This window comes from Dactylosporangium fulvum (assembly GCF_025137375.1).
In the GTDB taxonomy this organism is placed as follows: Bacteria; Actinomycetota; Actinomycetes; order Mycobacteriales; family Micromonosporaceae; genus Dactylosporangium; species Dactylosporangium fulvum.
The window spans coordinates 9,769,330-9,793,156 of record NZ_CP073720.1; the positions used below are offsets into that span (position 1 = coordinate 9,769,330).

Consider the following 23,827-nt stretch of genomic DNA (forward strand, 5'->3'; position numbering starts at 1 on the left):
GTCCTGTTCGTGTCGGCCGTCACGCGACGGCCGGGAGAGAGATGGCCGGCGTGTAGTGCGAAGCGTCGCCGGAAATGGAGTAGCTCGCCTTGCCGTGCACGCCGACCGGGATTTCGCCGGCGACCGTGACGCGATTCAGGCGGCGCGGAAGATCGTCATAGTTGTCGATCGCATAATGCTGGGTGATGCGGTTGTCGAAGATGACGAGCTCATTCGGCGACCACCGCCACCGCAGCACGTTCTCGGGCCGGGTGACATACGACTGCAGCAGCCGGAGAATGTCGCGCGACTCGGTGTTGGAAAGCCCGACGATCCGGCTCGCGAAACCGCCGATGAACAGCCCCCGCTCGCCGGTGAGCGGATGTACGCGCACGACGGGGTGCACCGTCTCGTAGCCGATGGAGGTGAACTGCGCCCGGCGCTCCCGCGCGCCCTCGTCCAGCGACTCCGGCGGCACCGCGTAGTCGTAGTCGTTGGTGTGCACCGCCCACAGCGTCTCGGCGAACGCGCGCAGCGGCTCCGGAAGGTCCCGGTAGGCCGCGGCCGCGTTGGCGATCAGCGTCTCACCGCCGTACGGCGGCAGCACGATGCTGCGCAGCGTGCTGACCTGCGGCGGGCTGACCACGAAGGTGACGTCCGTGTGCCAGTGGTTCGCCCGGCCCTGCTCGCTGTCGACCGGCAGCACATTGGGCGCGCCCGGCTCCGACGGCACCGTCGGGTGGGCGGTGGTGAGCTCGCCGAAGTAGCGGGCGAAACGCTCCTGGCCGGCGTCGTCGAGGTCGACGTCCTTGAAAACGAGCGCCTTGTGCTCGTTCAGCGCGGCGCGGATCGCGGCGACGGTTTCCCCGTCCAGCTCGTCGCCGATGTTCACGCCGCGGATTTCGGCCCCGATACGGGCGGTGACCTTACGGACGGAAAGTGCGGTGAGGCTGCCTGTTGTCATCGCGATTCCTCCTCGAATCTGCGTTCGGGCACGCGAACGGCATCGTTGCGGCCCTCATGCGGCCGTACGATTGTGAAGATGGCGCGGTAAGACCGGAAATCACCGCACCGAAGAAGCAGCGTCGATCAACGACACTGCATGGACACCGACAACATGTTGTCGATGACGCGCCGCCTCGTGAAGGCGATGTGTCGGGGCGAGAAGAGTCGCCCGGGTCCGGTCATGCATCGATCGTCGCCGTGCGCCGATATGCATGTCAACTTTCCACGGAACTAAATTAAGTCGATTGCCGTGACCATTCAGCAGGTTCGCCTGTGCGGTGCCCGGCGGGAACACGGGCGGGTTGGCGGCGGCGATCGCCACGAGCCGGGCCGGGGTGAAGGTGGTGAACCGGACCTAGGTTGGAACCCCGACCGCGACGTTGGCCTGGTACGCGCCGAACGCGTCCTGCGCCGGCATCTCGTGGCGACGCGGTGACATGCCATCGGGTGACCGGAGCCGTCCGCAGACGCGAAGCGATCGGTGCCGGCCAGATCGCCGCGACCTCACATGCCACGACGTCCAGACATCGGCATGGGCGCGAACTTGATCAACGCGCCATCGACCTGACCTCCGTGGCATAACCGGACACTCCGGTCAGCTCTCCATGGCGATTTCGATGACCTTGCCACCATCGTCGAATTTCACCGCTATCAGATTGTCCGTCAATTCGCTGCCGGTCGTGTAGTCAAACACCGCGCAGCTGTCAGCTGTGTCCGGGTAGAGCCCGATACGAGTCAGATGCATCCGGGAAAGAAACGTATCCGCATCCATGGACCTGCCGTCTTCCGTGCCGAGGGCTGCGCTGCGCTCGTCCGCGCCCAGATCATCGAGATGGTGGTCCAGGTAGTCCCTGACCGCAGAGCCCTCCTGGCTCCAGTCCTCTCGCATGGCCAGCCTGGCGAGTTGATCGAAGCCCGCTACGTCGACGGCGAACCGCGCGACGCTCGTCAGCGCGCTGGAGTTCATCGTGGCCCCGTGGAACCAGAGGTCAACGCGGACGGTGCGACTTGCCCATTCGATCGAGGTTTCCCAGACGTTGTCGTCTCGTTCCGGGTCGAACTCAACGTCGCCGAGAATTGCGTGGGTTAATCTGCTCGCCATCGCCGACAGCCGTTCCGTTCTGTAGAGAACCCGGAGCCGGAAGCTGGATCGACACGGGTCCACATCCCTCCGCAGTGTAGCGGTCACGATCAACCCTGATCGCGTCCGAGCCATCGCGTCATATCAAGCCAGAACAACGCCGGGGCCCGGCAGGGGTCCACATAGCAGCCTCCTGCCTCATACACTCCCCAGCGTGACGCGACCCCCCTCCGACAGCATCGCCCTCGGTGAGGCCTCCGGCGCCAGTGTCCCGCCCCCTAGGCGCGCACAGGCGACCGACACATCCGAGACCCCGGTCGTGCCGGCAGATCCACCGGCCGGCACACCGGGCCGACCGGCCACCATCTTCGGTTGGTACGGCGGGTCGCTGTTCGCCGGCACCGCCGCATGGCTGCTGTGCATGTGCAACGCGATATTGCTCACGTACTTCGCGCATCTGCTCAAGCCCACGCCGACCAGCTGGAAGGTGCTGGTCGGCGCATGGGGGCAATGGGACTGGGGCTTCTACCGGATCATCGCCACTGACGGCTACGACGGGATGTACACCCCAGAGGACACTCGCATCGGGGCGTTCTTCCCGCTCTACGGCCTGCTGGTCCGCTGGTTCGACTGGGTGGTGCCCGGGCCACCGGTCTTCGCCGGGCTGGTCGTCTCCAGCCTCGCCCTGCTGGGCACGCTGGTCATGCTGCACCGCACGGTCAGTCATGAGTTCGACGGGCGGACCGCGAACCGGACGATGGCGGTGCTGGCCGCGTTCCCGACCGCGTTCTTCCTGGTCGCACCGTACCCGTCGGGGCTGATCCTGTTCTTCTCCGTCACCTGCTTCTACGCACTGCGGACCGGGCACTGGTGGGTCGCCGGTGTTTTCGCCGCGCTGGCCTCGGGCACCCGCGCCTCCGGGGTTCTGCTCGCCGTGCCGTTCGCCTACGAATACCTGCGCCAGCACGAGTTCAAGCTGCGACGGTTCCGCTGGGACGTGCTGGCGATCGGACTGGTGCCGGCCGGGCTGGTCGCCTACGCGGCATACACGCAGCACGCCTACGGCGACGCACTGCTGTTCAGCCACGCCCAAGCGAACTGGGGCCGGCACTTCGCCGGTCCATGGGTATCGATCTGGCACACGATTCAGGGGCTCGTGCACACGCCGATTTCCGTCAACCAGGTAAACGTGCTGAACCTAGGCGCGGTGCTGCTGGTGGGAGCGCTTCTGGTGCTGTCCCTCGTCGGGCCGTGGAAGCTGCCCAGGCATCTGCTGGCCGTTCCACTGCTGGGCATCACGCAGTGGTTGTTCATCGTCAGTTTCCCCGGTTGGCCCGAGCCCACCGGCCGCCTGCCGTCAGCCTCCCGGCACGTGCTGGAGATCTTCCCGGCGTTCATTCTGCTGGCCCGGATAGCCCAGCTGCGACATTTCGCGTATGCCTACTTCTACCTAGCACTCGCCGTGCAGGGCGCAATCACGATCCACTACCTCAACGGCGGCTGGATCGCCTGACGCTGCGCTGCGGTCATACCGTACGAAACGACCGAGCGCCCCACCTTGAGGCGGGGCGCTCGGCAACGGTTCGTTCTAGAGCCGGCCTTCCTTGACTGCTTCGGTCACCCATGGGATGACCTCGTCGAGCATCTTGTCGAGCGAGGTGGTGGCCTCGTAGCCGAGGATCTGTTTGGCTTTCGACACGTCCGGGACGCGCTTCTGCACGTCGTACTCGTACGGGTCGTCGGACACGACGCTGAACGGCACGTCCGGGCCTTTGATCTTGCGCCAGATCACCTCGGCCAGTTCGAGCACCGTGGTCGACTCGGCGGTGGAGATGTTGAAGTCCTCGTTGAAGGCCTTCTCGTGCTCCACCGCGGTGATGATGCCCTTGGCGAGGTCACCACCGTAGGTGTAGTGGCGCACCTGCTCGCCGCTGCCCAGGATGTGCAGCGGGTCCTGCCCCTTGACGATCTTCTGCACCAGATCGGGCACCACGTGCGACATCGCCAGCTTGACGTTGCCGGAGAGCACCTCGACCTCACCCAACGCCCGGCCCTCACCGACACCGACACAGTTGAACGGCCGCACAATCGTGTAGGGCAGCTTGTACTGGTCCCAGGCAGCCTTCGCGTAATACTCGACGGCGAGCTTCTGGAACCCGTACGACGACAACGGCGGCGGCACCTGCCGCTCGTCACCCTCCTTCGACGGCCAGTGCGTCGTCGACTCGAACACCATCGACGACGACAGGTACGTCATCTTCTTGAGCGTGCCCGCCTGATACGCCTTGATCGCCGCGTCGCAGGACGACGCCATGATCCGCTCGTTGGTGGCGAGCAGATCGTAGGCATAGGCGTGGAAATACGAGATACCACCGATCATCGCCGCGCCGGCGATGAAATGCTCACAACCGTCCAGCAACTCCGAGACAAGGTCGACGTCACGCGCGTCACCCTCAACGAAACGGTAACCGGGGTGGGAGTCGTAGCTGCGGGTGACCGGACCGTACTTCGAGTAGTTGTCCAAGCCGACCACCTGGTAGCCGCGGGACAGCAGCTCCTCGACGACATACCCCCCGATGAAGCCGGCCGAGCCGGTGACCAGGACCTTTGCCACAAACACTCCTTCTAGGTCTGAACTGCTTCGTGATTGCCGGACAGAGACTCCACCGCGGACTCCGCCGCGGACTGCTGCACGGACTGCTGCGCGGACTGCTGGGCGGCCGCTCGGGCGGCCGCCGCGTCGTCACGGGCCGCCGAAGACGCCGGCCGCTTCGCCAACTGCTCCAACGTGAGCCGCCGACCGAACGAGAACCGCCACCACCGCAGATAACTGGGCATGAACCGGCCGACATCAAACCGGGACTCACCCAACTGCCGATCAAGCCAGATCGTCGGGATCTCCGCCACCGGCAACCGCAACCGCGTCGCCTTCGCCGTCAACTCGATACCGATCTCAAAACCGGTCTTCGACTCGATACCAACCTGCCGCACAAAACCGGTCGAATACGCCTTGAAACTGTTGGTCGCATCACGCGTACCAACCCGCGCCAGCACATGCAGCGAACGACCCGCCGTACGAGACAGGAACCGCTTGAACCGCGGCCCGCCAACCTGCTGCCCACCCGGCATATACCGCGACGCCGCAGCCACCACCACACCACGCTCGACCAACCGGGCCAGATCCTCGATCTGCCGCGGATCGTCGGAACCGTCCGCCATCGTGACCACCGCGACCGGGGCACGGGCGACGTCGATACCGAACCGGATCGCGTTGGCCGGGCCGCGACCATACGTGTTGAGCACCGGACGCACCCGCGGGTCACGCGCCTGAACCTCCAGCGCATACGCCACCGTCGAGTCCTCCGGCATGTCGTGCACAACAAGCACCTCCGCCGGCATCATGACCGCCCGCAGAATCCGCTCCAGACACGGCACGATCGCCGCACCCTCGTTGTACACCGGAATCACCACAGAGATCTGCGGCACCAGGGTCATATACGCACGCCCCTGTTCGTCACGCCCCACATGTCCGCCACCGGGATGTCGGTCTCCAAATCACGGTACTGCGGATGCGGCGCCGCCACGATCAGCAGATCAGCGCGCCGCAGGACCTCGTCGAGCGGGACGAACCGGTCATCCTTGACATACGGGTCCGTGCACAGCGTCTCCTTCGCCCGCAACATGACCACCTTGCGCAGCTTGTACGCCAACGACTCACGGATGTCGTCACTACCACCCTTGAACGCCATACCCAAAATACCGACCGTCATCTCCGACAGGTCGAACCGCTCCTGCAGCTTCGACACCACATACAACGGCAGACCCTCGTTGATCAACATCGCGCTGTGACCAAGCACAAAATTGTTGTTGTTGAACGCCGCCAACTGCATCGTGTCCTTCAACAGACACGGCCCGGCCGCGAACCCCGCACCCGGCATGTCCGCCGCCCGCGGATACTGGAACCGGATCGCATGCCGGATCCGCTCGAAGTCCAAACCGAAATCGTTGGACATCATCCAGAACTGGTTCGCCGCGGCGAACTTGATATACCGCCAAGTGTTCGTGAACAACTTGGCCAGCTCCGCCTCCTCCGGCTCCAGGATCACGATCTGACTCGCGAGATTACGGAACAACTTCTCGGCACGCTCAGTCGCCTCAGGCGTACGGGCCGCGACAATCTGCGGCAACTCGAACAGCTCCGTCATCGCCTTACCCTCAGCGATACGCTCCGGGCAGAACGCGACATCAGCATTCACCCCCAGCCGCTTCAGCAGCTTCTCCGTCAACGCGGTGACACCCGGATGAACGGTGCTGCGCAACACGATGAGCTGACCGTCACGCAGAAACTCCGCACACCGCTCGATCGCCGCCGGCACCGCCGCGATATTCGGATTGAGATGCTCATCGACCGGAGTGCCCACGATGACAACAAGATGCTCGGCCGAGGCGACACTCGCCGGGTCGGTGGTCGCCCTCAGCCGGCCCTCGGCGACGGAGGACGCCAGCGGCGCGGCGGCGCCCTCCTCGTCGAAAGGCAGCCGCCCCTCGTTGACCACCGCCACAGCCGCCGCGTTGATGTCATACAACGTGACCTGCAGGCCCCGCGACGCCAACGCGATACCGAGCGGCAACCCCACCCGACCGCACCCACCGATCACCACAACATCAGTGGTGAACCCAGTCGACGCACTCACTTCTGACACGCGCTGCCCCTCCAGGAAAGCCGAGATTCGATGCCGGCGCTTGGCGCGGGCCGAGCCCGGAAGAATTATGGACGGAAGTCTTTGCATGGGAAGTTGACGTACCACCAGATGTAAGCCCACCGGTGAGACGTGAGGTTCGGGTCGGCATTGCAGGCCACATCGGCGTCGTGCATCGCGGACTGCCAGGAAGGTCCGGTGCTGCGGGACGAGTCACTGCGATAGTTCGTAATGAACACCGAGCCGAGGAGCAGCGTAAAGCTGATCACAGCGACCGTGGCGACCCGACCCGCGGGGGCCCACGCCGACGTACCGGAGTGGGGTCGGATCAGCGCCAGCACAGCCACGTACAGCAGCAGGGCCGGCACGGCCACGTAGCGCGGCTCGATCCAGCCCATCGAGCCCACCTGCGTAGCGAAGTTGACCACGCTCAAAACCAGCGCCACTGCCGCGAGCGGCCACGCCGGACGACTCAAGCCCCGTACTGCGACCCACAACACGGCCAGCACGACAAGAACGGCGGCGACCACCCATGTCCAATGCGGACGGATGGTGTTGTAGCCGGCCCAGTATTCGCCGAAGAAGGCGCGTGGCATCGCGACGCGCACATATTCGCTGAGCAGCAAGATCGGGTTGTAGTTCGGCTCCCCGGATACGCGTTGGTTGTAGCCGGTGACGACCCCGCCGAGTTGGAGCGTCATACCGGCCGCATATGCGAGCGCGATGAGCCGGGTTGCCCAGTCCCGCACCGCCACCAGCCGCAGCAGCAGCAGCGGTGCGAACAACACGTTGAGGATGCTGCTGAAGACAAGATATGTGGTGATCAGCGGTGCGGCGATCTTGCCTGCGCGCGTGACGGGTCGCCAGAAACAGAGCCAAAACATCGCGTATAGGCCCGGAAAGTGCAGCGTCGCCAGATCCACCTGCATCTGACTCTGCCCGACCGGGACGAGCAGTACGGACGCCGCGATCATGAGTCGAAGCCATTTGTTTTCGAAGAACGCCCTACTGCCGTAGTACGCCACGAACGCGAAGCAGGACAGCATGATCGCGGCGAGAATCGTCATCACCGCCGGCACATACGCCAGCGGGAACAGATCCGCCACCTCGGTCAGCGTCCGGGGGCCGATGTGCCAGTAGCCGTTGTGCGGACGAAAGACGGTGTCTTTCCACGACTCGTTGATCGCCTGGTCGAGAAACAGCACGGCGTCTTCGATCCACACCGTGTCGAACGGCCCATGTCCGCCGACCCGGCCCAGCGAGCCAGCCACGGCTGCGACAGCGGCGAGCACGGCCAGCCACCAGCGAGTCGGCGTGGAGGGGGCCGGTGCCGGGAAAGTCGTCGCAAGCAGGATCGAAATGCGGCCACCGGCAGGGGGAATGGCATCGAGTTGCTCTTTTGACTCGGTGGCGCTGGCTGTCACTGTTGCTTCCTTAACCGCGGCAGGGCTGGGCAGGTTGCGTCATGCTCGACGACCGCGCCGATCCTAATCCCTCAGCCCGGCGATCAACCTCAGCGAGTCGGGCAGCCATCGACGCGAAGCGACGAGCGGCCACCAGCCTCGCGTCCGGCCGCTTGCCGCGAGTCAGAAAAAGCGGGGTTCGATCGACAGATCGCGTCCACGGAAACGGTTGAAATCGCGCACTCTTCAGTCTGATGGCGTAGGTGGGAAGCGGCCATCGCGCACTCCTTCAATGGCCTCTGCTGACAGGGCACGTGTGGTGTCGTCCTTGTCGGCGGGAGCAGCACGCCTGGCCCGTGCTGGCCGCGCGGATCGTTCGGCCGGCGGGTAGTGACCGTGGTCGAGGTAGAAGCGACCAGCGTCCGTGATGGCAGCGGTCCGCCCGCCTGCGCATGGCGGTGACGCGACCCCGACCGGCGCCCCGCTGCGCTGCCACCGGTCAGTAGCGGTAGTCCCGGATCAGCCCCTGCAGCTCACCGCTCATCTGGGCCAGCTCGGCGCTGGCCCGCTTGGCCTCGGCGATGCCCGCCGCCGCGGTCTGGGTGGCCGTCGCGATGCCGGAGATGTTCTCGGCGATGTGACCGGAGCCGGTCGCGGCCTCCGAGACGCCGCGGTTCATCTCGTTGGTGGTCGCGCTCTGCTCTTCGACCGCGCTCGCGATCGTGGTCTGGTAGTCGTTGATCCGGCCGATCACCTTGGTGATCTGCTCGATCGACGCGACCGCCGCCTCGGTGTCGCGCTGGATCGCCTCGACCCGCCGCGAGATGTCCTCGGTCGCCTTCGCCGTCTCGTGCGCCAGCTCCTTGACCTCGTTCGCCACCACGGCGAAGCCCTTGCCGCTCTCCCCCGCGCGGGCCGCCTCGATCGTGGCGTTGAGCGCGAGCAGGTTCGTCTGCTCGGCGATCGACGTGATCACCTTGACCACGTTGCCGATCTCCACCGAGGACTCGCCGAGCTTCGCCACCGTCTCGTTCGTCCCGGTGGCGACGGTCGCCGCGTCGTAGCCGACCCGCGCCGCCTCGTTGGCGCTCTGCGCGATCTCCCGGATCGACGCGCCCATTTCCTCGGTACCGGCCGAGACCGTCTGGACGTTGTGCGACACCTGCTCGGCGGCGGCGGAGACCAGGCCCGCCTGGTCCCGGGCCTGCTCGGCGCTGGCCGACACCTGCTCACTGGTCGCGGAGAGCTGCTGCGCGGCCGATGCCAGCGTCTCGGCGTTGCCCGCCACGGCCTGCACGAGGTGCAGGGTGCGGTCCAGCTCGTCGTTGAACGCGCCGCCCAGGGCGTGCAGCTCATAGGTCCCCGCCGGCGCCAGCCGGAAGCTGAGGTCGTTCTGGTCGCGGGAGCGCAGCGCCCTCGTGTAGCGCACGACGACCTTGCCAACCTTGGCGCTGTACAGGTAGACCACCGCGCCCATCGCCAGCGGCAGCAGGACGGCCAGGCCGACCAGCAGCCCGACCGAGGTCAGCGTGGCGTCCTGTGCGTCGCGCACCGCCTGCTCCGCGCGGTTGTTCAACAGCGTCTGGAACTGCTGGACGGGCTCGGCGATCACGCCTCTGTCCTGGTCGTACTCGGCGTCGAACATGATCGACCGGGCGAGGTCGCGCTTCGCCTGGCCGCTCAGCGCCCGGTCCTCGGGCGTGAGCTGGAACTGCGCGATCGCGGGCGGCATGTCGTTCACGGGGACCCCGGCGGCCTCCAGCATCAGCCGCTGCGAGCGGGACTCGGTCTGCACCAGCGCGTCGGAGTTCGCCTTCGCCTTGTCCATCAGGGCCAATTCGTCGCTGTCCGCGCCGAGTTGGCGCAGCTGGGCGACCGCCCGGTCCTGGGTCTTCGTCTCGTTGATCTCGCGCCAGTAGTTGTCGAGGTGCTTCCGGTCGCCGGTAACGGCGTAGCTGCGCGCCTCGGCGGTCAGCAGGTCGGACGAGCCGTTCAGCTCGAGCGCGAGCGCCTTGAACTGCGCCTGGCGCTCGTACGCGGCGGCCTGACGCTGGACCGCGCCGTTGACCATCCACACGGCCAGCACAAGCAGGCCGGTAATCAGGAGGAGGATGCCGGCGGCGGCGCGGTTGACCGTGGACTGCCGCAGGCTCCGGTGGTGCGACGTCGCCACAGCCAGCGCCTTTCGGTAAGCACGTCCGGAGCGGACGCGTACACCCCGGTATTCGGCCATGCCGCCGGATATGTGAGAAGAGTGCAGCCTTGTTCCAGGTAACAGGGTCGCCGTGAAATCCGCACCCTGCGCTAGGAAGACCTGGACCGGCAACCTCCGCACCGTCTCGAGGATCAAGCTGGAGGTGTTCGGCCTGGACAGCTACGTCGACCTCGATGTCGGCGCGCTGCTGTGGCGCTTGGCCGCCTCGATCGCGCGGTGACTGCAGTTGGCCAGCACGTGCCGATGCAGGCGATGCTCAGCGTCACGGATGACGATGCCGGCGCGTTCCACCAGAAGGCTTGCCCGGGCCGGGTCGGGGTCCAGCGCATCAAGCGCCGCATGCACCTCCGGTTCGTCGGCGATGCCGCCGGCGTGGGCGACGAGCCGGGCAAGATACCGCGTGATGGCCGGCAGCTTGTCCAGCGTGGGGTGCTGCGAGTACCTCCTGGCAGGTGGATTGCTGGCCGCCGCGGGGCTGGCGGGCCTGCTCCACGACGCCGGCAACCTCGCGGTGACCCAGCTCGCCGCCGAGCCCGTGGGCTCAGGCGCCGAGGTAGCCGGCGCGGTGATGCTCACCGCCAAGTGGGCAGTCAACCTTGCCGGGCTGCTGTGGGCCGCCGCCACCGCGGTCACTGCGGTTGGCGCCCACCTACCAGACCGGCTTCGCCGCGCCGGTGGGTTCGCTGCCCTGGCTGGCCTCGCCGCTGTCGTCGTGCCGTGGGCCACCGGGACCGACGGCACGTCACCAACGCTGGAACAACTCGGCTACGCACTCCATCTACCCGTCATGATCTGGTACGGCGCAGTAGGTTGGCGGCTTATACGGCGTCGAGGACCGTGAACCACGGCGGAGGAGCAGCGCCCGATGTAACGCTCCACGTCCAGCGCGCGCTCATCGGCATCATGCGGGTAATCCGTATCAAGGGGGCCGAACGGCGCGGCTAGGTGACGGGGTTCTGGACGTTCGGTAATCGAGACGGTGGATTTGGTGGATACCAGGAGGTCGAGGCCTCCTGGCAGAAGGTCGTTACCAAGGCCCAAGAGCTATCGGCCACGCTGACCCGCGAGTCGACGAAGCAGGTACGTCCGGAGGTCAAGACCGCGCTAAGAGACATGATCGCGACGATGAATGAGCTCAGCTCGTATGACAACTCCATCGGCCTGGCAAAGCTGAAGACGACGGTTAAGGAGCTGAATGGCCAGCTCACCGCCGCCTGCACCGCCTGAGGCGATCCGCCGTCCCGGTCGACAACGACCCGGCCGCCCGGCCACTGATCCACGTCTGCACCGCAACCGCAGAATTTGCCCGGTTGGCCTGGATGCCCGGCGCAGATCCGGATCCGATCGCCATGCGGGCCGTCGTGATTGCGACATCGCGACGATCATCGCTAATGTGCACCTGCTTCACACCACCGACCGATGTAAAGCGGGGTCACATGCGCCTCTTACGGACGGTTACGGTCATGCTCGGAGCGATCGCCCTGGGGGCGGTCGCCCTACCAGCGCAGGCGAGCGCGCAGCCGGTCTCCCCGTACAACGTGTTCACCGTCAACGGTTACTACAGCACCGCCATCGACAGCAGCGCAGGCGGCGGCGTCTGGCTCTCCACGTACCCGCTTTTCCCGGGTGCCGAGAGGGTCGAGGTCGGCGCCTCCTCGAACACACCTGGCGCGAGCGCCGTTATCACCAGCCTTCCGGGCCAAAAAATCGCACCTGGCACGTACCCGACAACCCGGACCGGCGGCACGGCCGGCACGTACGGCCTGGATCTCAGCGCCATGGGCTACGAGTGCAGCGGGGATAGCGGGACGATCACCATACGGTCGGTCACCCGCGACAGCGATGACAACATCACCTCGCTCGCGGTGTGGTATCACACGTCGGGCTGTAGCCTCCACGGGCTGGGCACGTGGGGCGAGATCCGCTGGAACTCGAAGGTCGGCTACGTCGACGCGGCGCAGAACACGACAAACATGTTGGGCGACGCGATGGGGGTGGGGCTCGGCCAGCAGGGGCCGGCGCAGACGGTGACGTTCACCGGTTTCGGCAGTGACCCGATACAGTTTGGCGCGGTCTCGTTCGAGGGCACGGCAGCGGGCTCGTTCGGCGTCGGCGTCAACACCTGTACCGGCCGGACGCTGACCTACAGGCAGACCTGCTCAGTCAGCGTGTACGCCAAACCCACGGCGCTCGGTGACTTGTCGGCGGTGTTCAAGATCGCCGACAGCAGCTCCATGGGGTTCCACGCGGTCTCGCTGTTCCAGGTCGGTCGCAACACGGCGGCGGGCACCTTCTTCCCGAACGAGCCGACCCGGATTCTCGACACACGGCTGGGCGTCGGGGCCCGGAAGGGGGCACTGGGCGCGCAGCAGACACTGTCGCTGCAGATCCCCCGCCTCGGCCGCGTCGCCGAAGCCGGTGTTTCGGCGGTGATGCTCAACGTGACCGTCACCAACCCGACATCCGCCTCGTATCTCACGGTGTACCCGTCGGGGACCACCCGTCCTACGGCGTCGAACTTGAACTTCACGGCGGGCTGGACCGGCGCGAACTCGGTGACGGTGCCGGTGGGCGCGAACGGAAAGATCGACATCTACAATGCGGGCGGCTCGGTGGACGTCATCGCAGACGTGCTGGGCGTCTATCAAGGCGTCGACACCATGGCCTACGGAACCGGCGGGCAGTACCAGCCGCACAATACGACGCGGGTGGTCGACACCCGCGACTCGGCGTGGGGCGGGCCGCTGCCCGGCAAGTGGTCTCTGTCGTCGGTGATTGACTACGGCGCGGCCATCAACCCGCACGTGCGGGCCGTCGCGGTGAACATCACCGCGGTCACCCCGACGATGGGCGGGTATCTGACGGCGTGGGCGGGGGGTCTTCTGCCGCTGGCCTCGACGTTGAACTTCACGCCGAATGCGATAGTGCCGAACTTCGCCGTGGTCCCGATCAGGTACTGCGAACGGGCTCCGAGTTGCGCCGGCATGCCGGAGATCACCATCTATAACGGGTCTTCCGGGGCGACGCACGTGCTGGTGGATGTCTTGGGATTCTTTGACGACGCCCAGATGGGTCCGGGCTTCCGGTTCCATCCGCTGACCCCGACGCGGATCGCCGACACCCGCATCGACCTGGGCGGGGCAGGGTCGCTGGGTCCCAGCAGCGCGGCTACGTTCACCGCGCCGGCGCCGGCTGCGGTGGACGAAACCGGCGTGCTGGTCGCCAACGTCACCGGGGTCAACAACGGCAACGCGTGGACGTACCTGACCGCATGGGCAAACGGCGACGCGCGGCCGACGGCCAGCAACCTGAACCTGGCGCCCCACGAGGTCCGGCCGAACGCGGCATTCGTGCTGCTCGGGCCGAGTAACAAGTACAATGTGTACAACGCCGGGTCGAGCGTTGACGTCATCGTCGACGTGGCCGGACGGTTCGACTACTTCCCGTACCCGCTGCCGACGGGTGTGACGGCTAGCAATGCGTCGGCCGCGAACAAGCCCCCAACTGCCCGGCCGTCGTACCAATACAGCCGCAGTTAGCGCCGTACCGGGCATACGGCGAGGCACACCCACGCATCGACCATGCTCGCCCGCGACTTCTTTCGATGTGGACTGCACGCTCACTCCATCCCCGTCAATGAGGATTGCGGCTCGCGACGTACGGCCGGACATCGGGATCGACTATCGTCGCGGGGTGGTCACCGTCTGCGGGGAATGCGGTTTCAACAACGACAGTGGCGGTCCCCACTGCTTGCAGTGCGGCAGCCGGCTACTCGAGGCGGAGCCATCGGCCGCGTCCGAATCGCCGGAGTCCCCGGCAGCGAGGCCCACGCCGCCGGCGCCGGCCTCGATCGGCCCGGCGCAGTCGTTGCCGAGCACGCCACGCCTCCTCACCTCCGTGGCGGTGGCGGCGGTGCTCGTATTGGTCGGCGCCGCCGTCTGGGTAGCCTGCGACCCCGCACCGCCGAAGGACCGGCAGACGGAAACCGCACAACTGCCGGGCAATCCGCCACCGGCGGTGGCGTCCGCCCCCGCCGAGGCGGCGCCGGCACCGTCCCAGGTGGACGGGTCCGGCAAGCCGGCGGTGACGGTCCCTGGGCCGGGGCCGGGATCGGGCCGGCCGTCCTCCCGGGCGCCGTCGCAACCGCCGGCCCGGACGACCGCACCACCGACTCCGGTCTCGGCCCCGACCAAGCCGAGCTGGCTGCCGGCGAACCCGCCCGGGCGCAACATCACCGCCAGCGCGTCGGCTTCGTGCGGCGCCGGCGGATGGTTCCTCAACGTGTCCGCTACCCTGGTCGGCTTCATCGACAACCGCGTCATCGTGCACACCGCCAACGGCGACGGCAGCTGGACCGGCTCGGACATCGATGGTGGGCCGACGGCGTTCAACGGGCCCGCACCCGAGACCGGGTACGGGCCACTGCCCCGTTCACAGACCACGGTGACGTGGTTCGTCTGGGCCCTCGACGAGAACGCGGACGAGGTCAGTTCCAATGCGCGGACCACGAGCCGACCGGCTTGCGCCGGATGAGGCGGAGCCGTCCGACAACCACCGTATTGCCGCGATGACCAATATGGACAGTCACGTTGGTGCCCGCCTCCCCCACCCCGACGAGTTGACCGGAGTGACTCAGTGACCGTCTCCTGCCCGCAGTGCGCCACCGAGCACCACGACGACGCGCCGTACTGTCTCCATCCGGACTGTGGTGCCCTGCTGGTCGGGACCGGGTCCGGGGTATCGCCCGCACCGCCGGCCGACACCCCGACCAGCGGATCCGGCGAGCCGGAGCGCCCCGGGTCCCCGGCGGCAGCGCCCGTACCACCGCGCAAGTACCTGGCACCTGCGCTCGCCGGCGGGATCCTCGCCCTCGCTATCGTCGGCGCGCTGTTGGCCGGTAACACCGGCGGCAAGGAGCAGGCCGCGCCCGGCCCCGCCGACGGCGGCAACATGCCCGTGCCCGTTCTGACCTCAGACGCCCCGTCACCCACCGCGACCGCCGCCCCGGCACCGACCACGCTGACCGCCGCGCCGAACCTACCGGCGAAACGCACGACAGGCGGCGGCGCCGGCCAGGCCACGACGGGACCCGCCCCAAGCGGCGGCACCCAGACCGGCAACGGCAGCGGGACGGTGGTCCCCGAGCCCAGGAAAGAGAAGACGCCGTCGCAACCTGCCTCCTACGACAACGCGCGACTGTCGACGAGTTCCACGTGGCGGTGTGAGTCGTTCCAGGACCCCGGGGGCGGCAACGTCGGGATGTGGACCTGGCGCTATACGTTCACGGTCTACGCGACGCTGTCGGGCGCGCCGTACGGCTCGAACGCGATGCTGCACCGGGGCTCGACGAGCCAGGCCATGAGCGGCAGCGGCACCTCGTTCTCCACCACGGTGATCATCACGGAGCGGTCCGGCTCCGGCGCGCTCGGCGGCGTCAACTACACCGTCACAGTCGCCGTCCCGGACGGGCGTACGGTCAGCGCTGGCAACTTCCAACCGAACGTGTGCTGAGCGTCGGTGACAGCACTGGTTCCGGTCGGCCTGTACCTGGGCGCGTTCCCCGACGGCGATGGACACCGGATGCACCTCGACGCCCTGGTGGCGGTCGATCCGCCGATGACGCTGGCCGACGCCCACGAGCAGCTCGCGATCGCCGTGGCCGCGGTCGGCACTGTGGGCGGCCGGCAGCCTGACGCGGTACGACCGGGAGCCCGAGGTCTTCGAGCGCGATACGCTTGGTGCCGTGCTCGCGGAGTTGGCGCAGGCACGGTCCGCGTACCGGCCGGTGGCAGGCTGATCCGGTGGACCGTGCTGCTCTGGTGTTGCCAATCGGCCAGTTCGGCGGCGCGAGCGGTCCCGTGGACGACCCTGACGCTGTCTTCCCGGTGCGCCGCGGTGACCGGGTCTGGCCGCTCGACGCCGCACGGTTCACGGTGTGGGCATATAGCCACGGCACGCCCGAACGGCCGACGGTCGAACCGTGGACCGTCGCCGCACTCATGGAAACGTTGACGGCCAACGGTGTCGTCGACGGCGAGCGGCACTTGGCGGCGCTGTGCGACGACGGGCTGGCCGTGCTGGTCGACCCGCGGGACGCGACGACCTTCGCCGTCGGGCACCGGCTGGCACCCCTGTTGCTCGCGCTCGGTGAGCACGACGAGGGCCGGGCCGGCTATACGCTGGGGCTGTTCGACCATCCTGTCACCACCATCGCCGGGCCGATCTTCCTCATCTGGGCCTGGTCCGAGGTCGAGCCCGACCTGTGGACCGGGTGCCGGCGGCTGGCCGAGGACGCGCGGGCAGCCGGCGGCGACGACCCGGACCTGACCGATCCGGCAAGGGTCCTGCACGGGCTGCTGGAGGCACTGCCCGGCCTTCTCTCCGCCGGCGCCGCGTACCTGGACGTGGCCGGCTCATGACGGTCCGGACGTTTCCCGTCGGCCATTACCTGGGCGGGTATCCCGACGAGGCGGACGCGCCGGACGGCGGGTTCGAGGTGCGCATCAGCAGCCGCGTCGTGCCGTTGCACGGACCCGCCGAGCTGGCCGTCTGGGCACTCGCGCATCAGCCGCCGGACGCCCCGTTCGAGGCCACGCTCGCCGACCTGTTCGGACCCGTCGGCCACGACCTCGCCGGCGGGCTGGTCGCCCGTGGCGCGTTGGCGCCCGTAACGCTCGGCGACGCCCCGCCCGCCGAGGCTGATGGCGACATCGCCGTGGCGGCCGTCGGCGCGGAGGGCATCGCCTTCGCCCGCCGGCACCGGCTGCGCCCGCTGCAGACGGCGATCGGCTGGGTGAGCGGCGCGGATGGTGGCGGGTTCGCCATCGGCTTCGCCGGCCAGGTGACCGTCGTGGTGGATCCGCTGCTGCGTGACCTCTGGTGGTGGGCGGGCCCGTCCACCGACCTGTGGGAGCTGTGCCAGCGGCTGGCCGCTGCGACGGGATCCGCGCCGGAGCGGGTGCTGCGACACTTCCTCGACCACGGGCACCACCTGCTGGCCGCCGGCGCCGCGTACCTCGACGCGGTCTGACCGGCAGCCGACTCAGTCCAGAGACCGCTCTTGTCCTTGTACCGGCCAGGGATTGGCCCTGGCCTCAGTCGGCCCGCGTCGGTCTCAGCGGGTACCGGGAGCGCCCTGGCCCGCGCCGCCGGCCCCCGCGGCGGGTGGGTCGGCGCGGTACATGACGAGCTGCCCGGGGTCGGGCAGGGCCAGCCGGTTCAGCCGGTTCGGTGCGGCGTCCGCCAGGTACCGAACGGCGTTGTCCAGCACTTGCGCGAACCGCTGTCGATCCCCGAGGACTGCGGCGTCCACGAACAACAGGTGCGGCTCGTACGTGTCGGCGCCGATCACCGCCCGGCCGAGCGTGTCGGCCGCCGGCCACAGCTCCGCGACGACGTCATCGGCGCCCGGCTCCAGCACCTGCACCCGAATCCTGAAATCACCGTCCGGCGTACTCACCCGCAACAGCCCGGGCGACGACTCAAGGCGCACCGTGGTGGCGCCCGGCCATGCCGTACCCTCCGCCCGGTCCAGCGCCGTGAGCAGGGGCAGTTGGAGCGGGTCGCGGCGCCGGCGGTCGGCAAGCCAGTCCCTGACCTCGGCGAGATCGGCCGTTCCCGGCGTTCGCACGTCGGGGGCGCCGACGACCAGCCGATCACGGATTCCGACACGGGTGGGCCACGTTTCGTCGGGCCGGCGCAGCGTTCGCAGCACGTTAAGGCTGTCCAGGTCCAGTCCGTGCCGGCGCACCATGCCGGCTTTCATGGCCTCCCAGCGCGCCCGCGCGGCGTCCGCCGCGGCTTTGCCCTCGGTGAGGGGTACCAGGCCGTGCCGTTCGAGATACAGCCGCAGCTCACCGAGCAGGACCTTGGGCACCAGGCCAACCGGGCGGCGCCCGGCCGCGGTGGCCTGCTCGATCTCCTTGACGCGGTGGAACAGCCCGTCGACCACGGTGTGGTCGGCGTGGGACAGGACCAGTTCGCCGGCGTCGTTCGGCCCTGGCCGCAACGCTGGCGATCGCGTCGGATGCCGGAGTCCGGCCACCGCGTCGGCCCCCTTGTGCAGATCGGTCCGGGTGATCCCGTGCGTCGCGGCGAACCCGCGTCGCTCCGGCACGGGCATCGGCTCGATGCTCTCCTGCGCGGCGCGGGCCACGTCGGCCAGCATCGCCATCTCCCGGGCTCGTTCGACCGCCGTGTACGGCAGCCGGCGGGCTTTCCCGAGCAGTTCGCCGTCGATGTGGGCCCGTTCCGAGTACCCCGGCCGGATCCGCTGGACGCCTTCGCCGATGGCGTACGCCACCGTGTAGCCGGCCTGTCCGACCACGTACGCGAGAACCTGGTGGGGGTACCAGGACGGGAAGAAGGCCGAGGCGCCGGCGATCGAACCGACGAACCCGAGCAGGTGCTTGTTGGTCTGATGCATCCGCGACTCCGTGCGGGGCCGGTCGATGGCATCGTCGTGGCGCTTCTGCTCCCGCGCGCCGGACGCGGCCTGGCGGGGCTCGCGCGGCCCGACGGTGCCGGGATCGAGGATGCCCGCAACGACGTCTTCCGTCTCCTTGAGGTGGTGCAGTGCGTCCCACGCGTCCAGGGCCGCCCTGGCCTGTGCCTGCTGACCGCTCAGCACGGTCCACAGTTTCCCGTAGAGGGTCCCGCGACCGCCCGCCGCGAGCAGGTTCGCAGCGTTCAGTGGGCTCAACCCCAGCAGCGCCGAGGGCACCTGCATGCCGGCCTGCTGCCCGCCCACCCGCGCCTCGTTGTACCACGCACCGGCGTTGCCTGTGGGCAAGTGCACCATGGTGTAGGTCTCCCCGGGACCGTTCGGTCCGCGGAGACCGGCGTTGTCGTCCCACACCCAGCTCACCGTGCTGAACAGACGGCGGCTGCGCTCCAAGTCGCTGATCTTGCTCCGTACCTCGATCTCTATCGCGTCCCGGAACGCACGGATCTCCTGCAGCGTGTGCTCCAGCCATGCCCTGGTCTCTGCGTCGGGCTGGCTCACTTCCTCGGCTATTGCCTCCGCTTGGTACCGCAGCGACCTGGCGGCCTCGTTGCGGCGGCTGTCCGGTTCCAGCCGTTCCAGTCCCTTGCGCATTGCGGCAGCGTTCTTCTCGTAGGGATCGGCGAACTTGTCGAGAAATGCCTGACCCAGCGCGGCCCCTGCGGTGATGGTGCCGCCGAAGGCCGCCTTGACGATGTTGCCGGAAGCGGCGAGCACGGTGAAGCTCACGGTCGATGACACGATCGCGTACGGCACCCGCTTGATCACGTTCGCCAGCAGCGGCGTGTTGTCCTGCGGGTCGACACGACGGTCCGGTTCCTTCGGCCCCAACTCGCTGGCCGTCCGCAGCGTCGCCTCCGGCAGCCGGGACCCCAGCACCGCGTCCGCCCACGCCTGGCCCACCCCGCTGCCCAGCAGGCCGGCACTTACGCTCGTGGCGATCAGCTCCAGGGGGCGGCCGAACATCAAGCCGACCCCGACGGTGTTGGCTGCGCTGCCGAACCCTGAGAACCATCGGCGGAACTCGTGTGGCCACCACAGCCTGGGCGACGGTCGCGGTGTGGCCAGCGGCGGGGACGTCCCGGGCCGGTGTCCCGCCAGGCCGGGCCGGGCTTCGAGCTTGCCGAAGAACGCCTGGTGCTCAACGGTGTTGCGCAGGTCGTGCAGGCCTCGGGCGGCGATCTCCTGTGCGACCAGGGCACGTTCGCCGACCGACGGGCTGAGGAAGGCGCGCTGTCGCCAGGTGAAGGACTTGCCGTCGTAGAGGTCCCTGAGCACTTCGAGGCGGGCATTCTCCGCACTGCGCACGGCGATCCGCACCTCGTCACCGGATTCCCCGTACCGGCCCCGCAGCCGCACCCGGTCGCCCAGCTCGGCCATGACGCCGGCGGTCTCCACCGCGATCGCCAGGTCGCCGGCATCCTGACGCAGCTGGATCCGGTAGCGGTGCTGGGCGGAGTCGTCGACCACGAGCCGCACGGCGAAGTCGCGGTCGCCCGGAGGCGTCAGCTCCAGCGGGATCCGCAACGTACGACCATTGACCGACACGGTCACATGCGGGTCCGGCGCTGCCGGGTCGAGCACCCCGGCGGCGTCGACCTTGCCTTCCGCGTAGTCGTCGACGGCCCGGTCCAACGCCCGGCCCAGGGTGTCCAGCACCGCTGCGGCGTCCGGTGCCGAACGCGTGCCGAACAGGTGCCTGGCCAGCTGACGCTGGTCCTCCCGCACGCCGACCCGGTCACCGAGCAGCGGCAGCCGTTCCCGTGCGCCCATCTGATCGGTGAGCAGCCCCATGTCGCCGAGGTGCAGCACCATGGCGTCGTTGTCCCGGCGTGCCATCGCCGCGTCGAGCGAGGCCAGCCGGCCCAGGTCGCGGGCCGACAGACCGGATCTGTTCGGCTTGCCGGTGGGATCCGCGCGATGCATCGCCTCCGCGCCGTGCCGGTGGCTCTGCCGCGCGTGTTCCATCGCACCCAGCAGGTGGTCGGAGAGTAGGCCGGCGTACCGGGGCGTCGTCAGGTCCGCCGAGATCGACACCACGGCTTCCGGGTTGCCCCGGATGGCGGCCCGCGCGACACCGTCGGCCGGCACATTGATCCGCACCGACTCCCCGGACAGTCGCGGATCGATTCGCACGGTGACGGTGATCGGCCTACCGTGACGCGGGGTGAACACGACTGTCCCGCCCGTGCGCACGGCCCCCGGATCTTTGTTGGCGACCGAAACGAGCAGGGTGTCGACCCGGGTGCGCTTCGGGTCCAGTACCTGATCGATGCGCGGCCCGGCCACGTCCAGGGCGGCGTGCACGGCCGCGGCCACCTGAGCGGCCTGCTTCGGCGTGTTCGTCACCTGTCTGGGCACGAACCCGTCCGGTCGGCCCGGGTCGTCGGGCGTGCCCGGGTGCGCCCCGGCTCCCCTGCCACCAGCCGGAGGCTGCCCCTGCCCACCGCCCGGAGCTGGTGGTGTACTGCCCGGAACCTCGGGAGACCGGCCGCCGGGTGTCGTAGCCGACGGGCCCGCACCGACTGGTTTACCAGCGCCCGGGTCGGCGGCCACCGGGTCCCCGCGAAGACCGGCGATCACCGCGGAGACCGGCGCGACGGGAGCTGCGGTGCTCGCCCGGGGCGGGCCTGCCGACGGTGCGCTCGGACCGGACGGTGTGCCGGAACTGCCGGAGAGCGCCCCCGGTGCGGGCGGCGGACCAGATAGCGGACCAGATCCGCCCGTGCCCGGCGGATTGAGCTGCTCGTGGGCCCGTTGCACCTCCGGATCGGCACCGGGGTCGGCCGGGCCTCCGGTCTCGCCGTTCGCACGGTCGCCGGGGTCGCCGGGGCCCGACGACGCCCCTTCCCCGGTCGGTACGGTCCCCCGCGGGGGACCGCCTCCGCGGCCGGCGGACCGGGACGGGGTGACCGGTCCACCGCCGCCCGCGGCCACCGTGACGGGCTGTACCGGCACAGCCCCGATCACCGTGGTGTACAGCCCGGTCGGCGTGGGCGCCGCGGAGTCAGCGAGCACCCCCACCGGCCCCGTCACCGACACCGCCGGGGGGTCGGACGGTGTACCCGAGAACTCCACCAACACCGATCCGGCCGGCGGCCACTCGGGCGCCGTCACGCTCGGCGGGCCGGACAGCAACGGCTCCGGACCAGTCACCGACACCGCCGGGGGGTCGGACGGTGTGCCAGGCTCAGCGCCGATCGGCCCCACGGCGGGCGGGTGCGGGGCGGGACCGGCCGCCGTAGCCGACGCCGTCGGGTCTTCGGCTCCCGGCAACCCGGTCTGGTCCGCCGTCGGTACGCCGGTCAGGTCGGGCGGGGCTGTCAGGTCCAGGTGCGGTATGGCAGGGTCACCGGGCCGTGTGTCGACGGTCGGCGCGTCGGGCGTCGTCCGGTCGGCTCGCCGGGCCTCACCCGGCGGATCCGGTGCGGTCCGCGGCGACGCGTCCCCGTTCAAAGCTGGTTGCCGGTCGACGCGCTGCTCGGGAGACCGGCCCACCGGACTGTCCGCAGTGGGCGTTCGGGTGCCGCCGCTCACGCCGTCCCCGGCCGACGGGCGGCCACCGGCGGCGCCGTCCCCGGCAGGGTTCCGGGCGCCACCGGGGTCCTTGCCGAGCGCCGACGAGGGTGGAGCGGCCGGCGCGGAAGGGGGACCCAGTGCCACCGGAACGTCGACGCCGAGGAGGTTGCCGATGGCGGTATGACTGGCATCGCTGATCCGCTCACGGACCCCTTCGGCGCCGACGCCGAGGGCGAACCGGCCGGCGGCCCCGCCGAGGTCATCGGGGACCGCGTCCCACTCGCCGTTCTCGACGCCGTTGGCGACGAAGTTCGTCAGCGCTTCGGTGGTCTGGTCGTGGACGCCATCCACCGCGCCGCCGACGATCCGCCGGCCCACCGCGTTGTCGATGCCTTCCGCGAGATGGCGTGCACCACCGAGCCCGAAGCCGAGCCCCTGACCGGCCAGGCCGGCGAACACACCCCATTTCATCGATGTCACCAGGCTGTCCTGGTCAAGCCCCGGCCGGTTGCCTTCCGCGATCTGCAGCGACTGCGCGGTGAAATCGGCCGCGAACTCCTGCAGGCCCTCGAAGACCGCCTCCCGTGCCAGCGTGCGCAGCACCCCGCGCTCGAGTTGCCCGAGCAGCACCCGGTACGCCTGCAGGACGACGGCCCGCGTCGCCGCGATGACGCCGGGCATGGCTGACCAGGACAGCCCACCGGTGAAGAACGACGAGATCAGGATGAACGCCAGCTCGACACAGCACATCAGGACGGAGATCAGGATCTGGTATTTCTCATGCTCGATCGCCAGCGCGGCCTCGTTCGCCCCGGTGGCCACCTGCTCCGATCCTTCGACCAGCTTCGGCAGGACCGTGTTGAGCCTGTAGTGCCAGTGGCGCTGGAACTCGGCACCCGACATCCCTCGCCACAGCTCCTGCAGCTCGGCGAGGGTGGGTCCAAAATCGGCCGAGGCGGCGCGCAGCAGCTCGACGAGTCGGGTCCACTCCGCCCCGTACGCCCGGATGGAGTCCTCGTCGGCGTCCGGCCAGGTCGAGCCGCCGGCGACGAGCGTCACCGCGTCCCAGACCCAGTCCCAGAAGCCGAGGTCGGGCCGCTGGATACCCATTGGCCTGACTCAGGTATGCAGCATGCGCGGGAAACGCCGGTCGACCTCGACCAGCCTGCCGACGAAGACCTCCCCGAGGGCGCCGTCCTGCTCAGCCACAGCGGCAAGCTTTCCCGTCACCTCGGCCAGCGGCCGGGCTGCTTCCACCCCCTTGGCGACCATGCGACTCGCCTCGTCGGCACCGAGGATCAACGGAACGGCGGCGATCATCCCCAACTGCTGCTTGATGGCGTCCCCGTGCGCCGCCGTCAGCGTGCGTAGCTCCTCGGCGACCGCCTGGGCGCCCGGCGTGATGTCTACCTCGGTCAAGGC

Annotated in this window: 18 protein-coding genes; 9 read left to right on the top strand and 9 right to left on the bottom strand. The window is 68.8% G+C overall.

What is annotated here, in order from left to right:
* Window positions 1-19: 19 nt before the first annotated feature.
* Both Dfulv_RS45025 and Dfulv_RS45030 read right to left on the bottom strand, forming a co-directional pair.
* Complete coding sequence (locus Dfulv_RS45025) at window positions 20-943, bottom strand: TauD/TfdA dioxygenase family protein (RefSeq protein ID WP_259859928.1); 924 nt, start codon at window positions 941-943, stop codon at window positions 20-22.
* 636 nt (window positions 944-1,579) lie between these two features.
* On the bottom strand, window positions 1,580-2,173 hold the full coding sequence (locus tag Dfulv_RS45030) for a DUF2004 domain-containing protein (protein ID WP_259859929.1): 594 nt from the start codon (window positions 2,171-2,173) through the stop codon (window positions 1,580-1,582).
* Window positions 2,174-2,279: 106 nt separating this feature from the next.
* Here Dfulv_RS45030 and Dfulv_RS45035 point away from each other — a divergent pair, with 106 nt between their 5' ends.
* Complete coding sequence (locus tag Dfulv_RS45035; protein WP_259859930.1) at window positions 2,280-3,578, top strand: hypothetical protein; 1,299 nt, start codon at window positions 2,280-2,282, stop codon at window positions 3,576-3,578.
* A 75-nt stretch (window positions 3,579-3,653) separates the two neighbouring features.
* Here Dfulv_RS45035 and Dfulv_RS45040 read toward each other — a convergent pair whose 3' ends face one another.
* The 5 genes from Dfulv_RS45040 to Dfulv_RS45060 form a co-directional block, all read right to left on the bottom strand.
* A complete protein-coding gene (locus tag Dfulv_RS45040) occupies window positions 3,654-4,679 on the bottom strand; it encodes an NAD-dependent epimerase/dehydratase family protein (RefSeq protein ID WP_259859931.1) in 1,026 nt (341 codons plus the stop codon).
* Between the two features lie 11 nt (window positions 4,680-4,690).
* Window positions 4,691-5,560 carry a glycosyltransferase family 2 protein gene (locus tag Dfulv_RS45045; protein ID WP_259858428.1) on the bottom strand — a complete coding sequence of 290 codons (870 nt, stop codon included), beginning with the start codon at window positions 5,558-5,560 and terminating at the stop codon, window positions 4,691-4,693.
* A complete protein-coding gene (locus Dfulv_RS45050) occupies window positions 5,557-6,702 on the bottom strand; it encodes a nucleotide sugar dehydrogenase (RefSeq protein WP_259859932.1) in 1,146 nt (381 codons plus the stop codon). The genes Dfulv_RS45045 and Dfulv_RS45050 overlap by 4 nt, the downstream gene beginning before the upstream one ends.
* Before the next feature lie 131 nt (window positions 6,703-6,833).
* Window positions 6,834-8,189: a hypothetical protein gene (locus Dfulv_RS45055; protein ID WP_259859933.1), complete on the bottom strand. Its 1,356-nt coding sequence runs from the start codon at window positions 8,187-8,189 to the stop codon at window positions 6,834-6,836.
* A gap of 478 nt (window positions 8,190-8,667) precedes the next feature.
* Window positions 8,668-10,341, bottom strand: coding sequence for a methyl-accepting chemotaxis protein (locus tag Dfulv_RS45060; protein ID WP_259859934.1), 1,674 nt, complete (start codon window positions 10,339-10,341; stop codon window positions 8,668-8,670).
* A 112-nt stretch (window positions 10,342-10,453) separates the two neighbouring features.
* Between Dfulv_RS45060 and Dfulv_RS45065 the strand changes: the two genes are divergently transcribed.
* From Dfulv_RS45065 to Dfulv_RS45100, 8 genes are all read left to right on the top strand, one after another.
* Entirely contained in the window at window positions 10,454-10,603 is a 150-nt protein-coding gene (locus Dfulv_RS45065) for an HAD family hydrolase (RefSeq protein WP_259859935.1), read from the top strand.
* Window positions 10,604-10,786: 183 nt separating this feature from the next.
* Window positions 10,787-11,224 carry a hypothetical protein gene (locus Dfulv_RS45070; RefSeq protein WP_259859936.1) on the top strand — a complete coding sequence of 146 codons (438 nt, stop codon included), beginning with the start codon at window positions 10,787-10,789 and terminating at the stop codon, window positions 11,222-11,224.
* 104 nt (window positions 11,225-11,328) lie between these two features.
* On the top strand, window positions 11,329-11,610 hold the full coding sequence (locus tag Dfulv_RS45075; protein WP_259859937.1) for a hypothetical protein: 282 nt from the start codon (window positions 11,329-11,331) through the stop codon (window positions 11,608-11,610).
* Between the two features lie 236 nt (window positions 11,611-11,846).
* The gene (locus Dfulv_RS45080; RefSeq protein ID WP_259859938.1) at window positions 11,847-13,922 is read left to right on the top strand and encodes a hypothetical protein; all 2,076 of its coding nucleotides are present in this window, start codon (window positions 11,847-11,849) and stop codon (window positions 13,920-13,922) included.
* A 373-nt stretch (window positions 13,923-14,295) separates the two neighbouring features.
* Window positions 14,296-14,916: a hypothetical protein gene (locus Dfulv_RS45085; protein WP_259859939.1), complete on the top strand. Its 621-nt coding sequence runs from the start codon at window positions 14,296-14,298 to the stop codon at window positions 14,914-14,916.
* 102 nt (window positions 14,917-15,018) lie between these two features.
* Window positions 15,019-15,894 carry a hypothetical protein gene (locus Dfulv_RS45090; protein ID WP_259859940.1) on the top strand — a complete coding sequence of 292 codons (876 nt, stop codon included), beginning with the start codon at window positions 15,019-15,021 and terminating at the stop codon, window positions 15,892-15,894.
* Window positions 15,895-16,241: 347 nt separating this feature from the next.
* Complete coding sequence (locus tag Dfulv_RS45095) at window positions 16,242-16,802, top strand: hypothetical protein (protein WP_259859941.1); 561 nt, start codon at window positions 16,242-16,244, stop codon at window positions 16,800-16,802.
* Window positions 16,799-17,413 carry a hypothetical protein gene (locus Dfulv_RS45100; RefSeq protein ID WP_259859942.1) on the top strand — a complete coding sequence of 205 codons (615 nt, stop codon included), beginning with the start codon at window positions 16,799-16,801 and terminating at the stop codon, window positions 17,411-17,413. Before Dfulv_RS45095 ends, Dfulv_RS45100 begins: the two co-directional genes overlap by 4 nt.
* An 84-nt stretch (window positions 17,414-17,497) precedes the next feature.
* Here Dfulv_RS45100 and Dfulv_RS45105 read toward each other — a convergent pair whose 3' ends face one another.
* Window positions 17,498-23,515 carry a WXG100-like domain-containing protein gene (locus Dfulv_RS45105; protein ID WP_259859943.1) on the bottom strand — a complete coding sequence of 2,006 codons (6,018 nt, stop codon included), beginning with the start codon at window positions 23,513-23,515 and terminating at the stop codon, window positions 17,498-17,500.
* Window positions 23,516-23,524: 9 nt separating this feature from the next.
* On the bottom strand, window positions 23,525-23,824 hold the full coding sequence (locus Dfulv_RS45110) for a hypothetical protein (protein ID WP_259859944.1): 300 nt from the start codon (window positions 23,822-23,824) through the stop codon (window positions 23,525-23,527).
* Window positions 23,825-23,827 lie beyond the last annotated feature (3 nt).

What these genes read in the sequence shown, in the direction of transcription:
- Dfulv_RS45025 (WP_259859928.1), bottom strand. Translation starts at nt 943, where the DNA reads ATGACAACAGGCAGCCTCACCGCACTTTCCGTCCGTAAGGTCACCGCC.
- Dfulv_RS45045 (WP_259858428.1), bottom strand. Translation starts at nt 5,560, where the DNA reads ATGACCCTGGTGCCGCAGATCTCTGTGGTGATTCCGGTGTACAACGAG.
- Dfulv_RS45070 (WP_259859936.1), top strand. Translation starts at nt 10,787, where the DNA reads ATGGCCGGCAGCTTGTCCAGCGTGGGGTGCTGCGAGTACCTCCTGGCA.
- Dfulv_RS45080 (WP_259859938.1), top strand. Translation starts at nt 11,847, where the DNA reads ATGCTCGGAGCGATCGCCCTGGGGGCGGTCGCCCTACCAGCGCAGGCG.
- Dfulv_RS45100 (WP_259859942.1), top strand. Translation starts at nt 16,799, where the DNA reads ATGACGGTCCGGACGTTTCCCGTCGGCCATTACCTGGGCGGGTATCCC.
- Dfulv_RS45105 (WP_259859943.1), bottom strand. Translation starts at nt 23,515, where the DNA reads ATGGGTATCCAGCGGCCCGACCTCGGCTTCTGGGACTGGGTCTGGGAC.